The following is a 15,786-nucleotide window of genomic DNA, read 5'->3' on the forward strand; positions in this document are numbered from 1 at the left end:
GGTGTATGTGGGGCTGCCCGATGTAAAGGGCCGCGAGGAAATCCTTAAGGTGCACACTAAGAATAAGCCGTTGGGACCGGATGTCAGTCTGAAGACTATCGCTCGGTCTACGGCAGGTTTCTCGGGTGCTGATCTGGAGAATCTTGTCAATGAAGCGGCCTTGCTTGCAGCTCGTCGTGGCAAAAAAGCCATCACGGAGCCGGAGATTGAGGAAGCATCTGTCAAGGTTATGATGGGACCGGAGAAGAAGAGCCATGTGGTTACCGATGACGAACTTCGTTTGGTGGCCTATCATGAGACCGGTCACGCTATCACTGGCTATTTTGGTAAACATCACGATCCGGTCCATCAGATTAGTATTATTTCTCGTGGTGGGGCAGGCGGCTATACGATGTACTTGCCTGAGAAAGACCCCAGCTATGTGACCAAGACTGCCATGTTCGAAAATATTGTTTCCCTTTTGGGCGGTCGCGTAGCGGAACAGTTGGTTTTGGATGACATTTCCACCGGTGCTTCCAGTGACTTGCAGCGTGCGACCGATACAGCCCGCGCGATGGTCACGCGGTATGGTTTCTCGGAACGGATGGGACCTGTGGTATATGGCAGCGATCCGGGACAGACCTTCCTCGGCCGTGATTTTGGACAGGGAAAAGGCTACTCGGAAGCTATCGCCTCGGAGATCGATAACGAAATCCGCGACATTGTAGACGAAGCCTATGAAACGGCCCGCCGGCTGCTTACCGAGCACATGAACGAATTGCACAAAGTGGCCAACGTTTTGATGGAACGGGAAAAGATTAGCGGCGATGAATTCCGTACGCTGATGGAAGGCGGAAGCCTGCCGCCGTTTGATCTTGGCACGGGTGAAACCACGAAGGTGGAACATGCGGCACCTGCGCCGACACAGGCGACCGCGCAGGAGGATAGTTCGAAAACACAGACCGTAGCCGAGCCGGATACAGACCGACCGGACGCCCAAGAGTAAAAAGTAGGTGTTGGATCATGGATCAGAATTTTTCCCTGATGGCGCAATCGCGCGCTAACTATTACACGGCAGGAAGCCCGGTCCAGTTTGTGCGGGTGGAATTGCTGAAAGGCGATGTAACCGGCGAAGTTGCGGTGTGCTTGACCTTTAAGAACGTCGGTACGGAACCGTTGACTGGGCTTGTCGTCCACTTCAAATGTAAAGATGCTGCGGGTCAGGTGCTTTGTGAAGACGACTTCTATTATGAGCAACTGGATGCACAGCCGGGCGATGTGTTCGGTAGTGACGATGCGGTCTATGTCAGCGATACACCGGTTTCCAGCGTAGAGGTGGAGCAGGATCGCGCTTTCCTGAATGGTCGCGGTGTAGATCTGCGCAACTACAAGCGTGTTCGCTTGCAGATGCCTCGCGTTTTGCCGGCCTCTATTGCCAAAACGCTGCAGCAGCGCACTGGTAATAGCATGCTGACCTGCGTTCCGCAGGATACCGAATATGGCTGGTTCTGCGCCTGCGGTGCGTTCCATCCCAATGAGGAAAACAGCACTTCTTGTTCGGAATGTGGTGGGGATCGCGCCGGTATCAAGGCGACGCTAACTGCGATTTTGGAAGAAGCACGCCGTGCGGCGGAACGTCAACAGCAGGAAATTAATTCTGTGGCTGATAATGTTACCCCGCAGCGCACCCAGAATGCTAACCCGGCTGCTACGGCTGCAGCCGCACAGGCGGCGATTGAGGAAGCGGACGACGCTACGGCGACGTACGATCCTAAAGGGTATGCGCAGGACGATGATGAGGAAATGGAACGCGTTCGCCGTTACGCCCCTAAAGGGCGTTTGTTCGAGGATGAAGACGACGACGAAGGCACCCAGATGTACGATACAGATGAGCTGGACTATGACGACGAGGACGATTACGATGACGAACCTCGGGGCAAGAAAGGCCGCGCCCGTTACGCCGATGAGGACGAGTCTAGCGAAGACGATATCATGGCCGAACGGATCATCCACTGGGCGCCGCCGATTACCGCGATTGTTTGCGCACTGATTATTGCGGTTTCCTTGGTATATCACTTTGTCATTGCGTAACCCAAAAACTTGCTAATAAAACAAGCGCCATCTCTTAAAAGAGGTGGCGCTTGTTTTATGAAGTGGTAACTTTATCAAAGACGCGGAGAATATTGGGGTTCTCTAACTTGATCACACGGCCAGAAAGATAGTGAAGAGTGTTGTCCTCGGGGATGCGCCCAAACGTAAGACGCTGGGCACAAAGTGCCTGTGTTTTCAGGCCTGTACGTTCATTCATCTTACGGTTTCCATATTTGATGTCCCCTAATACCGGATGCCCTAGATAAGCCAGATGTGCGCGTATCTGATGGGTACGTCCAGTAATCAAACCAATCCGACAAAGAGCAAAAGGACCGGTTTGTTGGATCACTGTAACGTCGGTGATGATTTTTTTATATCCTTCGCCTTCTCGGGCATGAATCCGAACTTTATTGGTTTTCTCATTGTGTTGCAACCAAGCAATATGGCGTCCGGCAGGTGGGGCCCCCACCGTGATGGTCAGGTATTCCTTCTTCATTAGGTCATCCCGAATGATCGCATTGAGATCCCGCAGTGCTGTATAGGTTTTGGCAGCCAAAACAAGACCTTCGGTTCCGCGATCGAGGCGATTGCATAACGCCGGAGCAAAGCGATGTTCGGCATGAGGATCGTATTCTCCTTTGGCTTCCAGATAGGCGGCGAAGGCATCTACCAAATTGGGATCCCCAGTTCTGTCGCTATGACATAGGAGATGGGCGGGTTTATAGAGGACGGCGAACTGATCGTCCTCGTATACCACAGTGACTGCAGGCTGCTTTTTGGGCTGTTTGGCCTTGGTAGAAACAGGATGTTCCGGAAAAAACTCGTCATTGAGGTAGAGCTCAATGAAATCCCCGGTGCGCAGGCGGGTATCCGGTTCTGCGCGCTTGCCGTTTACTTTGATGCGCTTGTTGCGAAAGGCCTTGTACATCATGCTGCGGGGCAACTGCTTCGTGACGCTTTCGACGAAGCGGCTTAGCCGTACATCATTTTCATTGGGGCCGGCGGTAAAACTTTTCATGATTTCCTCACTTGTAAAGGATTTTCTCTTTGCAAACATTTCATTACAGTATATAATAAAATGAAAGATCCGTAAAGAGATGGCTCAAAAGGATGTGAAAATATGGCTTCTTCCAAGGAACGTTCTGTTCACGAAAAGCATCGTGCCCGTATGCAGGCAAGAGTGGAACGGGACGGGCTGGAAAGCCTCGCGGAACATGAGGCGTTGGAATATCTCTTGTTTTTAGCGATTCCACGTCAAGATACCAATGAATTGGCACATCGGTTGATCGAATATTTTGGCGATTTTTGCAAGGTGATGGAAGCGGATCCTGCAGAGCTGGTCCGTGTTAAAGGGATCGGCCCTCGCAGCGCGCAGGTTATTCATACCGTGATGGCTTTTGGCCGGTATTACGGTCTGAAAAAACGAAAGCGCCGCACAGCCTTAGACCAGATGGAACATGCAATCGAGTATGTAAAACCCCTTTTCTTTGGGGAACAGAATGAACTGCTGTATTTGATTTTACTCGACGATAAATGCCGGCCTGTTCGCGACATGCGCATTGCGGAGGGCGTTCCCAATCGTGTGCAGATCGATACCCGCAAACTATTGCGAGATGTGGCGCGCACAGAAGCGACCTGCGGTATTTTGGCACACAATCACCCTTCCGGGATGGCCGTCCCCAGTGATGCCGATTTGATCGCCACGCTGGGAATCATGAAGGCGCTGGACCCCTTGGGTGTTTCGATTCTGGACCATATCATTGTGGCGGGAGAGGATGCCTGCTCGATGCGTAGCCGTGGCTGCCTACCGCACTATCGTGGGGAAAACGATGTTTTGAATGCTTCCAGTAAAGGATAAAGAATAAACACTCTACGGCCCAAAATGCCGTGGGGTGTATTTTTTCGGGTGTCTGGAGCAAAATGTCAAAAGGGGACTTTACTTATAAAATGGGCTATGGTATAATCGAAAAACAACAAAATGTTGTTAACGGAAAAGAGGTTTGCTATGGAAGAAGTTTTCCACCTGAAAGCACCATTTCAGCCGACAGGCGATCAACCGCAGGCAATCGAAGCATTGGTACAAGGAATTCAGGAGGGGGATGACGCCCAAACGTTGTTGGGCGTCACGGGATCCGGTAAAACTTTTACAATGGCGAACATTATTGCGCGCTGCAACCGCCCAACCCTTATCTTAGAACCCAACAAAACGTTGGCCAGCCAAATCTGTACCGAGATGCGCAGCTTTTTCCCGGATGATGCGGTAGAATATTTTGTGTCCTATTATGACTACTATCAGCCGGAAGCCTACATCCCGTCCACCGATACCTATATCGAGAAGGATAGTGCCATTAACGATGAGATTGACCGGCTGCGTCATTCTGCCACTGCGGCACTATCGGAACAGCGTAATGTCATCATTGTGGCGAGTGTGTCCTGCATCTATTCCTTGGGCGACCCTATTGATTACCGCAGCATGGTCATTAGTCTGCGCCCCGGTATGCAGATGGAGCGGGATGAACTGTGTGCACGATTGGTCAAGTTGCAGTATGAGCGCAACGACATGAATTTTATCCGCAATAAGTTCCGGGTTAAAGGGGATACCGTTGATATCCATCTGGCCTACAACGACGAGTTTGCGATTCGCGTGGAGTTTTTTGGGGATGAAGTGGATCGCATTATCGAATTTGACCCGCTGACAGGGGAACACAAAAATGTTGTCCGCCATGTGGCCATCTTCCCGGCTAGCCACTATATTGTGGGGCCGGAGAAAATGAAAGAAGGATTGGCCAAAATTGCGCAGGAGATGGAGGAACAGGTCAAAAAATTCACCGAAGAAGGAAAACTATTGGAAGCGCAGCGTATCCAGCAGCGCACCAACTATGACATGGAAATGCTGCAGGAAGTGGGCATGTGCAAGGGCATCGAGAACTATTCCGCTGTGTTGTCTGGTCGTGCACCCGGTTCTACGCCTACGACCTTATTGGACTACTTCCCGGATGATTTCCTACTCATGGTGGACGAAAGTCATGTTATGTTGCCGCAGGTCCGTGGTATGTACGGCGGTGACTATAGCCGAAAAAAAACGTTGGTGGAATATGGGTTCCGGCTGCCTTCCGCGTTCGATAATCGACCGCTGCGATTCGAAGAATTTGAAAAAAAAGTTCATCAGAAAATTTTCGTTTCGGCTACACCGGGGGAATATGAACGCCAGCATTCCAGTCGAGTTGCCGAGCAGGTGATTCGTCCTACCGGGTTGCTGGATCCGCTGATTATGGTACGCCCTGTGGAAGGTCAGATTGAAGATTTGCTGGGGGAAATTCGGCAACGGATTGACCGTGGGGAGCGAGCGTTGGTAACCACCTTGACGGTCAAGATGGCAGAAGACCTGACCGATTATCTGGAAGAACATGGCGTCAAGACCAAATATATGCACCATGAAGTGGATACTTTTGAGCGGATGGAAATCATCAAGGATCTGCGCGTGGGGGCCATTGACGTAATCGTAGGCATCAACCTGCTGCGCGAAGGGTTGGACTTGCCGGAAGTTTCGCTGATTGCGATTTTGGATGCCGATAAAGAGGGCTTTTTGCGCAGTGAAACCAGTTTGATCCAAACCATTGGTCGTGCAGCACGTAACGCGAACGGTGTTGTTTTGATGTACGCTGACGAAGTTACCCCTAGCATGGAACGAGCTATTATGGAAACAGAACGTCGCCGTGCCATTCAAGATGCCTACAATCAGGAGCACGGTATTACACCCAAGACAATCGTCAAGGCCATTGGCGATGGGCTGGAAATCAGCATGAGCGAAGAAAATAAGCGGATGCGTCAGCATCGAATGAGCCGTGCGGAACGCCAGCAGACCATCGAGCGGATGACCAAAGAGATGAAGGAAGCTGCCAGACTGTTGCAGTTTGAGCTGGCGGCGCAGCTGCGCGATGAGATCGCGCGGCTGGAGCGGGGCGAGGATCCCACCGCTGTGGATACGAGTGAGAGGAAGGCTGCTGCCAAGACCCGCAAGGGTAGGAGGAAATACAAAAACTGATATGGAAGCAAAAGAAACCAAGCGAAAATCCAAAATTCAGATTGATCCCAACAACCGGATTGTGATCAAAGGTGCCAGAGAACATAACCTGAAAAATGTGGATCTGACCTTGCCGCGCAATAAGCTGATTGTGATGACGGGATTGTCTGGATCGGGCAAATCAAGTCTGGCTTTTGATACGATTTTTGCCGACGGACAGCGTCGATATATGGAGAGCTTGTCCAGCTATGCTCGCCAATTTTTGGGGCAGATGGAAAAACCGGATGTGGATGAGATCACGGGTCTTTCTCCGGCAATCTCCATTGACCAAAAAACTACCAGCCATAACCCCCGTTCCACGGTAGGTACTGTGACAGAAATTTACGATTATCTGCGCTTGATGTACGCGCGGATCGGAGTACCGCATTGTCCGGTTTGTGGACGAGAGATTACCCAGCAATCCATCGATGAGATGGTGGATGAAGTGATGAAATTACCGGAACGCACCCGTTTTCAGGTGCTGGCGCCGGTGGTGCGTGGTCGCAAAGGCACGCAGGCCAAGGAACTGGACGCGGCCCGGAGAGCAGGCTTTGCTCGTGTGCGTGTGGACGGAAATATGTACGATCTCAGCGAAGAGATCACTTTGGAAAAAAACATCAAACATACGGTGGAAATCGTTGTAGACCGGTTGATTATCAACGATACTGTACGCGGCCGCTTGGCAGACTCTCTGGAAACGGCGCTGGCGCAGACTGGCGGTCTGGTAGTGGTGGACGTGATCGGCGGGGAGCCCATGACGTTTAGCCAGAGCTATGCCTGCCCGGAACACGGTGTTTCGGTGGAAGAACTGACGCCCCGCATGTTCAGTTTCAATAACCCCTTTGGTGCTTGTGAAAAATGCACCGGTTTGGGAACCTTTATGAAGGTGGACCCGGCTCGAGTCATTCCCGATAAACGCAAGTCCATTCGAGAAAGCGCCATCAAGGCCAGCGGATGGTACTATGCGGAAGGCTCTATCTCCGAGATGACGTATGTCGCCTTGGGAAAGCGGTACGGTTTTACACTGGATACCCCCATTAAAGAGTTCAGCAAAGAAGCGCTGCATGCTCTGTTGTATGGTACCGGCGAGGAGCGCATTGAGATGCAGCGAGAGAGCATGTTTGGTTCGGGCACCTATTACAATCAGTTTGAAGGAATTATTCCCAATCTGGAGCGGCGCTTCCGGGAAACCAGTAGTGAATGGGTGAAAGAAGAAATTGCACTGGTCATGTCCAGCGAGGAATGTCCGGCTTGTCACGGGCGACGCCTTAAACCCACCAGTCTGGCAGTTACCGTGGGTGGGATTAACATTGCCGATTTCTGTGATAAGAGCGTCAGCGAGGAATTGGAGTTTATCAAGACCGCCAAAGTTAGTGAACGGGATGAGATGATCGGTGCGCCGATTTTCAAGGAAGTCAAAGAGCGTCTTGGCTTTTTGGAGAGTGTTGGACTTGGCTATCTCACCCTTTCCCGCGGAGCGGCCTCGCTTTCCGGTGGCGAAAGCCAGCGAATCCGCTTGGCAACGCAGATCGGCAGCGCACTGACAGGCGTTTTGTATGTGCTGGATGAACCTAGCATTGGTCTGCATCAACGGGATAACGATAAACTGATTGCGACCATGAAACGGCTGCGGGACTTGGGCAACACCCTGATCGTGGTAGAGCATGACGAAGATACCATGCGGCAGGCTGACTACATCGTAGATGTGGGCCCCGGCGCTGGTGTTCATGGTGGCGAAATCGTAGCAGCCGGCAGTGTGGCCGACATCTGTAAGGTGAAACGCAGTGTTACAGGGGCATATCTGTCGGGCCGTAAATTTGTAGAGGTGCCCGAGGTGCGGCGTCCCGGCAATGGAAAATTTCTGCGTGTGGTCAAAGCGCACGAAAACAACCTCCAGAACATTACGGTGGATTTCCCCTTGGGCAAGATGATTTGCGTTACCGGTGTGTCCGGTTCAGGCAAATCTACACTCATTAATGAGATTTTGTACAAAACATTGGCAGCGGCTCTCAATGGGGCGCGCAGCCGCCCGGGACAATGCGAAGAAGTGCAGGGAATGGAATGGGTCGATAAGGTTATCGGTATCGATCAATCACCTATCGGGCGTACGCCGCGTTCTAACCCGGCTACCTATACGGGCGTGTTTAGCGATATCCGTGCGCTGTTTGCCAGTACGCAGGATGCCAAGATGCGTGGTTACGGACCGGGGCGTTTTAGCTTCAACGTCAAAGGCGGCCGCTGCGAAGCCTGTGAAGGCGGTGGTATCCTGCAGATTGAGATGCATTTCTTGCCGGATATCTACGTGCCTTGCGATGTCTGTAAAGGCAAACGCTACAACCGGGAAACGCTGGAAGTAAAATATAAGGACAAAAATATCTCCGATGTCTTGGACATGACGGTGGAAGAAGCCTGTGTGTTCTTTGCCAACATTCCCAAAATTGCACGGAAATTGCAGACGCTGCAGGAAGTGGGCCTTGGCTATATTCAACTAGGACAGGCGGCTACCACGTTATCGGGTGGTGAAGCACAGCGTGTAAAACTGGCCAACGAATTGGCGCGGCGTGGCACCGGACAAACTGTCTATATTTTGGACGAACCTACCACAGGCTTACACGTAGCGGACGTTCATCGTTTGGTTAAGGTGCTGGATAAGCTGGTGGAGGCAGGCAACACGGTTATCGTGATTGAACACAATCTGGACGTGATTAAGCGAGCTGACCATATTATTGATTTGGGACCGGAAGGCGGTAGCGGCGGCGGACAGGTCGTGGCAACGGGGACGCCTGAGGAAGTGGCGCAGAATCCCCATTCTTTCACCGGACAATACCTCAAACCGATGCTGGAACGTGCCAAACAACTGCAAGAAAAGAACAAAACTGAATAAGCAGGGAGGCGCTCCGAAAGGGGCGCTTCTGCTTTTCCCGATGGAAGCGGCAACCACAGCATACCGTGTGTCGGGCAAAAAAGCAAAACTACCGCTTGTACTTTTGACGGTGATTTGCTATACTAGTACGGTATATTGGATTTGTATGCCCTTTAAGGAGAACGCTCTTGGAAAAACTAACATATACTCACAATGATGCCGCCGCAAAGGCGTTGGCGGCTTATTACGAAACGCCCCCGATGGCTTACGTACGCAGCTACGGTTGCCAGCAAAATGTTAACGATGGCGAGAAGATCCGCGGTGTGTTGCAGGATGTTGGCTTCGGTCTGTGCGATACGCTGGAAGACGCAGATTTGATTCTCTTCAATACCTGCGCCGTGCGGGAACATGCTGAACAGCGCGTCTTTGGCAACATTGGCGCCCTCAAAAAATTGAAAGAGCAAAATCCCCGCTTGATCATCGGCGTGTGCGGTTGTATGGCGCAGCAGCCTCATATTGTGGAAAAACTGCGCCAGAGTTACCCGTATGTAGATCTGGTTTTTGGCGTGGATGGGATTGATCGGCTGCCTGCTCTGTTGGCGGAACGGATTCATCGAGGGAAACGCTATTTGGAAACGCCAGAACAGCGCAACGCGGTGGTGGAGGATCTGCCCATCCGCCGTGATTCGGGGTTCCGTGCATGGTTGCCGATTATGTATGGGTGCGACAATTTCTGCACGTATTGTATTGTACCCTATGTACGCGGGCGGGAACGCAGCCGTGAGCCGCAGGCTATTTTGGCGGAGTTCCGGGATTTGATCTCTAAAGGCTATAAAGAGATTACATTGCTGGGACAGAATGTTAACAGCTATGGCAAGGGTCTGGAACATCCTATCGACTTTGCTGACCTGCTGAATTTGTTGTGTGAGGTTCCGGGCGATTATCAGATCCGCTTTATGACCAGCCATCCCAAGGATGCCAGCCATAAGCTCATTGATACCATTGCCGCGCAGCCCCATTTATGCAAGCATATTCATCTGCCGGTACAGTCCGGCAGTGACCGACTGTTGCAGCAGATGAACCGGCACTATACGGTGGCACAATATTTGGAACTGGTGGAGTATGCACGGAAAAAAATACCCGGGGTAACGTTCTCCAGCGATATCATCGTGGGCTTCCCGGGAGAAACCGAAGAAGACTTTGCCGCAACGCTGGATTTGGTGCGCAAGGTAGGATATATGCAGCTCTTCACCTTTATTTATTCCAAGCGCAATGGTACGCCGGCAGCCAAAATGCCGGACCCCACCACCCATGCCGAGAAGGCGGCGCGTATGGAACGGTTGCTTCGCACACAGGATGAGTTTGCATTTGCTGCTACCGCTTCCATGGCGGGGCAGACGGTGCGCGTTTTGGTAGAAGCGGCGGGCCGTACCCCCGGCACGGTCAATGGACGATTGGATAACAATTTGGTGGTAGAATTCCCTGCATCCGAGACCTTGATTGGTCAGTGGGCGCAGGTGCACTTGACCGGTTCTCGCGCAGCGTTGCTGCTTGGTGAACTGGCAGATAAATCTTAACGAAATAAAGGAGTATTCAAACTATGGATTGCATGGATTTGTTTAAAAAAGCTGCAGTTGCGATGCAGACGGACCCGCGGTATCTGGAACTGGATGCGGCGCGTCGGGAAAACGACGCGGATCAGGAGCTGCAGGGTTTGATTGGGGAGTTTAATCTGGCGCGTCTGGATCTGAACAACGAAAGCACCAAAGCAGAGACGGATGCAGCGCGAGTAGCAGAGCTGAACCAGCGCATCAACGATTTGTATACCCAAATTATGGCCAGTGAGGGCATGGTTCGGTATACGGCAGCCAAGGCTGAGTGCGAGGCGATGGTCAGCTACATTGACGCCATCATTAACACTGCCATGAACGGTGGTGACCCCATGACCGTGCAGCAGCCGCAGGGAAGCTGCACTGGCAGTTGTTCGACTTGCGGCGGCTGCCACTAAAATTTACCCAAAAGGCAAAATGCCAACGGATTGCAGAAACAACAGGAGTGTGAAACATGGCCGAACAAGCAGTATCGCCCATGATGCAGCAGTATTTTGAAATTAAGAAGCAACATCCCAATGAGATCCTGTTTTACCGTGTGGGGGATTTTTATGAGATGTTCTATGACGATGCCCTGACGGCATCGCGGGAACTGGAATTGACATTGACGGGAAAAAACTGCGGCAAGGAAGAAAGGGCGCCGATGTGCGGCGTACCGTTCCACTCCTATGAAACCTATGTGGCCCGCCTGATTGCCAAAGGTTATAAGGTGGCAATTTGTGAGCAGATGGAGGATCCTGCGCTGGCTAAGGGCCTTGTCAAACGGGACATTATTCGCGTGGTCACGCCGGGCACCGTAATCGAAAGTAGCATGCTGTCCGAAGATAAAAACAACTATCTGTGCAGTATCTACTGTAAGCGGCGCCGTGGGCGCTGGCGGGCCGGAATCTGCTTTGCGGATATATCCACCGGTGAGGCACGTGCCACGGAGCTCAACGCGGAAAAAATCGGTGGTGCAATTATTACGGAACTTTGCCGTTATATGCCCAGCGAGATTTTGATTTGTCCGCCGATGCTGGATTTCAAAGATGTAACGACCTACATCAAACAACATACAAACGCCTTAGTGGAATTGCGGGAAGATGCCTGCTATAAGGAACCGCTGATGGAATCCACGATGGCTGGACAGTTTGGCGCCGATTGGCGGCAGACGATGGGGTATGATGAAGAGGCATTGGTTCCCTATGCAGTGGCGGCCCTGCTGAATTATCTGCAGGAAACGCAGAAACACGGACTGGAACGCATCAAAACCGTAGAAAACTACGCTGATGCGCAATACATGCGGCTATCTCCGGTCACACGCTCCAATCTGGAGCTGACGGAGACCATGCGGGGCCGCGAAAAGCGGGGAACCCTGCTTTGGGTGCTGGACAAAACCGAAACTTCCATGGGAAAACGCATGCTGCGCGGATGGATCGAACAGCCGTTGGTGGATGCGGAAGCAATCAATGCACGGTTGGCCGCGGTACAGGCGTTGTATACGGCCAATATTGCACGGGCGGATTTGAAAGAAGCGCTCTCTCACGTGTTTGACATCGAGCGTCTGACGACCCGTATTTTGTATGGCTCAGCCACCCCTCGGGAAGTCAAGGCGTTGGGTGATACCTGCGCACGGCTGCCGGATGTAAAAAAGCAGGCAGCTGCCTGTGGAGCGCCTTTGCTGGAGCAACTGGCGGAGCAGATTGACCCGCTGGAAGATCTGCTGCAAAGGATTACCACCGCTTTGGTAGATGATCCCCCGGCAACGCTGAAAGACGGCGGTGCGATTCGAGCTGGCTATAACAGCGAAGTAGACGAACTGCGGGATATCATGCACGGCGGCAAGGGATACCTGTCCAATCTGGAAGCGAAACTTCGGGAAGAAACCGGCATTCCTAAATTGAAAATCGGTTTCAACAAGGTGTTCGGATATTATATTGAAGTGAGTCGCTCTTATACCGACTCGGTGCCAGACAGCTTTACCCGGAAGCAGACACTGACGACGGGAGAACGGTATATCACACCGGAGCTCAAGGAACTGGAAACCAAAATTCTGGGCGCCAACGAGCGGTTGCTGGTTTTGGAGCATCAACTGTTCTCGGAACTGCTGTCGGATATTTCGGCACAGATCGTTCGTATCCAGCGCACAGCGTTGGCTGTGGCACAGTTGGATGTCTTGGTCGGTTTTGCCGAAGTCGCTGTGCAAAACAACTACGTGTTGCCGACGGTGGACCAAAGCGGCGTGATGGAAATCAAAGAGGGGCGTCACCCCGTCATTGAGCAGATGCTCAAAGGCAGCTTGTTTGTTCCGAACGATACGTTGCTGGACGAAGGGGAAAACCGCATGCTGCTGATTACCGGCCCGAATATGGCTGGCAAATCCACCTACATGCGGCAGAATGCCTTAATTGCCTTGATGGCCCAAATCGGCTGTTTTGTGCCTGCAGCCAGTGCCCATATCGGTGTAGTGGATGCGATTTTTACCCGCGTAGGTGCCTCGGATGATCTGGCTGCTGGTCAGTCTACTTTTATGGTAGAGATGACCGAAGTGGCTGAAATTCTGCGTCATGCCAGCAAGAATAGCCTTGTGATTCTTGATGAGATCGGGCGTGGCACGTCTACCTTTGACGGGATGAGTATTGCTCGGGCAGTGGTGGAGTACATCTGTGACAATATTGGTTGCAAAACGCTGTTTGCCACTCACTATCATGAACTGACCAGCATGGATAAGGACATTTATGGGGTCAAGAACTATAACATTGCTGTAAAAAAACGCGGCGAGGATATTACGTTCTTGCGCCGCATCGTGGCAGGACCGGCAGATGACAGCTACGGCATTGAGGTTGCCAAACTGGCAGGTTTGCCCTCCAGTGTGACCAAACGTGCTCACGCGGTACTGCGGCAGTTGGAAGCCAGCGCACCCGGTCGGAATCAGACCATGCAACTGGATTTCGAGACGGTGGAAGCCTACAACAACCCTTCTGTGCCCAGCGAAGTGGTAGAAAAGCTCCATAATGTGGATATTGAAACATTGACGCCGTTGGAGGCGCTGAATTTCCTCTATGAACTGAAAAACGTACTGGATAAAGAGTAAAGGCAGGTGAAGTGCATGGCAGAAATTCATGTACTGGACAAACATACCGCAGAATTGATTGCTGCGGGGGAGGTCGTGGAGCGGCCTGCCTCTGTGGCCAAAGAATTGTTGGAAAACGCCATCGATGCGGGGGCAACGCAAATCACTCTGTCTGTCACTCGCGGCGGGATTGCAGAACTGCAGATTGTAGACAATGGCAGTGGTATCGAAGCAGAGTACATTGATAAAGCCTTTATTCGCCATGCCACCAGCAAGATCGCGAAGGCAGAGGACCTTAATCACATCCATACGTTGGGATTTCGCGGTGAAGCACTGGCGTCCATAGCCAGTGTGGCCAGAGTAGAGGTTCTCACCAAAACTGAGCAGGATGAGTACGCCTGCTGCTATCGAATTGAGGGCGGCGAGCCGCAGGGGATGGAACCGGGGGCTCGGCCGGTGGGAACAACCATTACGGTGCGGGATTTGTTTTATAATACACCGGCCCGCATGAAATTCCTGAAAAAAGATGCCAGCGAAGGAACCTATGTGGCAGAAACGGTGCTGCATGCCGCGCTCTCTCATCCAGAGATTAGTTTCCGCTTTATCCGGGATGGAAAACAGCAATATCTGACTCCGGGAGACGGAGAGCTGCGTAGTGCGGTCTATGCTGTGATGGGGCGCGAATTTGCCCGGGATCTGTTGCCGGTAGAGAGCGGAAACGGGGTGTACCGTGTCACGGGGCTGGTCACGCCGCCCCGTGCTTGTCGTGCCAGCCGTGGAACGCAGCACTTTTTCGTTAATGGACGGTATGTCAAAAACCGCACCATGATGGCTGCCTTGGAAAATGCTTACAAAGGTACCATGATGCAGGGAAAATTTCCCGGGGCGGTTCTGATGTTGGATATGCCGGCTGATTTGGTGGATGTAAATGTCCACCCGGCTAAAACTGAGATCCGTTTTGCACGGGAAAGCGATGTTTTTGATGCGGTATACCGTGCGGTGCGCACAGCTTTGACGACACCGGGCAGCGGAGAGTGCCGCTTTGATTTGGAACGAGCTCCGGAAGAAAAGAAACCGTTAAACGTTGCCGAAACTCCAAAGCCCGCGGTGAAACCGGTACCGACGTCGGCACCGGTTAAGTCAGGCTTTGCAACCCTTTCTGCGGCAGAATATCGCGCGCTGCACCAGCTTACAGAACCGGTGCCGGCCAAGCCGTTGCCCGGTGTAGTTTCCTTGCAGTCGTCGGGAACGGTTTACCAAGACAAGCAGCAAACAGCCATAGAGCCATCTGTGATGTCGCGCCGTGTGGCAGCACAGGAGGATTCGGTGTTGGACATCCTTCCCGACCTGCCGGAGAAACAGCCAACCGCAGAGCCGGAAAAGTCGTTTGCTATACCGGAAGCAGAAACAGAAGAAGCGGCTGCACCAAGCAGTATGCCACAGCGGCCGTTAGAACAGCCCACTTGCGAGGAGGAACCTGAACAACAGAGCATGCATGCGCTGAGTGCTCTGCCGGAAGAAGGTATTGCACCGCAGCAGATCACAATGGCTCCGCCCGCGCCGGAACCGCTGCGACTGGTAGGGGAAGTGTTTAAGACTTATATCATTACGGAACGTGATGGAGAACTTTGCCTTATCGATAAACACGCGGCGCACGAGCGGATTCTGTTTGAAAAGCTCGCCCAAGCCTATGGTGAAGTACCGGCGCAGATGCTGTTGGTACCGGTGCAGGTAAACTTAACAGCGGCAGAAAAGCAAGCACTGCTCCAGAATGCGGACCTCTTAAATGACGCTGGGTTAGAAGTAGAAGATTTTGGCGGTTCTACCGTGATGGTCCGAGCGGTCCCTTCCGATGTGGAAGTGGACGACGTGGAGGACATGGTGGTGGAATTGGCTGCCCACCTGCAAGACGGCGGACGAGATGCCCTACGGGAAAAAACCGAGTGGGTGCTTCACTCCATCGCTTGTCGTGCGGCAATCAAGGCAGGGGACCGTACCAGTGACGCAGAAATGCTGGCGCTGGCTCAGAGCATTATGGATGGTTCTGTTCCGCCGTTTTGTCCCCATGGCCGTCCCTGCGTTTTGAAAATCACCCGGAAGGAGCTGGAAAAGCAGTTTGGACGCCTTG

At 52.4% G+C, this 15,786-nt stretch carries 9 protein-coding genes and 1 pseudogene; 9 read left to right on the plus strand and 1 reads right to left on the minus strand.

The annotated features are described in order from the left end of the window. Positions 1–985, plus strand: a pseudogene (locus Q0526_RS13990) (ATP-dependent zinc metalloprotease FtsH); the annotation flags it as partial. 17 nt (positions 986–1,002) lie between these two features. Next, a complete protein-coding gene (locus Q0526_RS13995; protein WP_298734786.1) occupies positions 1,003–2,070 on the plus strand; it encodes a hypothetical protein in 1,068 nt (355 codons plus the stop codon). Positions 2,071–2,125: 55 nt separating this feature from the next. Here Q0526_RS13995 and Q0526_RS14000 read toward each other — a convergent pair whose 3' ends face one another. Continuing rightward, on the minus strand, positions 2,126–3,088 hold the full coding sequence (locus Q0526_RS14000; RefSeq protein WP_298734788.1) for an RluA family pseudouridine synthase: 963 nt from the start codon (positions 3,086–3,088) through the stop codon (positions 2,126–2,128). Between the two features lie 102 nt (positions 3,089–3,190). Between Q0526_RS14000 and radC the strand changes: the two genes are divergently transcribed. The 7 genes from radC to mutL all read left to right on the plus strand — a co-directional run. Next, positions 3,191–3,928: a DNA repair protein RadC gene (radC, locus tag Q0526_RS14005; RefSeq protein ID WP_298734791.1), complete on the plus strand. Its 738-nt coding sequence runs from the start codon at positions 3,191–3,193 to the stop codon at positions 3,926–3,928. Positions 3,929–4,075: 147 nt separating this feature from the next. Then, a complete protein-coding gene (gene uvrB, locus Q0526_RS14010) occupies positions 4,076–6,115 on the plus strand; it encodes an excinuclease ABC subunit UvrB (RefSeq protein WP_298734793.1) in 2,040 nt (679 codons plus the stop codon). A 1-nt stretch (position 6,116) separates the two neighbouring features. Further along, positions 6,117–9,017 carry an excinuclease ABC subunit UvrA gene (gene uvrA / locus Q0526_RS14015; RefSeq protein WP_298734798.1) on the plus strand — a complete coding sequence of 967 codons (2,901 nt, stop codon included), beginning with the start codon at positions 6,117–6,119 and terminating at the stop codon, positions 9,015–9,017. 167 nt (positions 9,018–9,184) lie between these two features. Continuing rightward, positions 9,185–10,573, plus strand: a complete 1,389-nt coding sequence (miaB, locus tag Q0526_RS14020; RefSeq protein ID WP_298734800.1) for a tRNA (N6-isopentenyl adenosine(37)-C2)-methylthiotransferase MiaB — start codon at positions 9,185–9,187, stop codon at positions 10,571–10,573. Between the two features lie 23 nt (positions 10,574–10,596). After that, the gene (locus Q0526_RS14025) at positions 10,597–11,004 is read left to right on the plus strand and encodes a YlbF family regulator (protein ID WP_298734803.1); all 408 of its coding nucleotides are present in this window, start codon (positions 10,597–10,599) and stop codon (positions 11,002–11,004) included. Positions 11,005–11,060: 56 nt separating this feature from the next. Beyond that, complete coding sequence (gene mutS / locus Q0526_RS14030; protein ID WP_298734806.1) at positions 11,061–13,679, plus strand: DNA mismatch repair protein MutS; 2,619 nt, start codon at positions 11,061–11,063, stop codon at positions 13,677–13,679. A 15-nt stretch (positions 13,680–13,694) separates the two neighbouring features. Further along, on the plus strand, positions 13,695–15,786 hold a 2,092-nt coding region (mutL, locus tag Q0526_RS14035), incomplete at its 3' end, for a DNA mismatch repair endonuclease MutL (protein WP_298734809.1).

Source organism: uncultured Subdoligranulum sp., from assembly GCF_937890665.1.

What these genes read in the sequence shown, in the direction of transcription:
- Q0526_RS14000 (WP_298734788.1), bottom strand. Translation starts at nt 3,088, where the DNA reads ATGAAAAGTTTTACCGCCGGCCCCAATGAAAATGATGTACGGCTAAGC.
- radC (WP_298734791.1), top strand. Translation starts at nt 3,191, where the DNA reads ATGGCTTCTTCCAAGGAACGTTCTGTTCACGAAAAGCATCGTGCCCGT.
- uvrA (WP_298734798.1), top strand. Translation starts at nt 6,117, where the DNA reads ATGGAAGCAAAAGAAACCAAGCGAAAATCCAAAATTCAGATTGATCCC.
- mutS (WP_298734806.1), top strand. Translation starts at nt 11,061, where the DNA reads ATGGCCGAACAAGCAGTATCGCCCATGATGCAGCAGTATTTTGAAATT.
- Q0526_RS14025 (WP_298734803.1), top strand. Translation starts at nt 10,597, where the DNA reads ATGGATTGCATGGATTTGTTTAAAAAAGCTGCAGTTGCGATGCAGACG.
- uvrB (WP_298734793.1), top strand. Translation starts at nt 4,076, where the DNA reads ATGGAAGAAGTTTTCCACCTGAAAGCACCATTTCAGCCGACAGGCGAT.
- Q0526_RS13995 (WP_298734786.1), top strand. Translation starts at nt 1,003, where the DNA reads ATGGATCAGAATTTTTCCCTGATGGCGCAATCGCGCGCTAACTATTAC.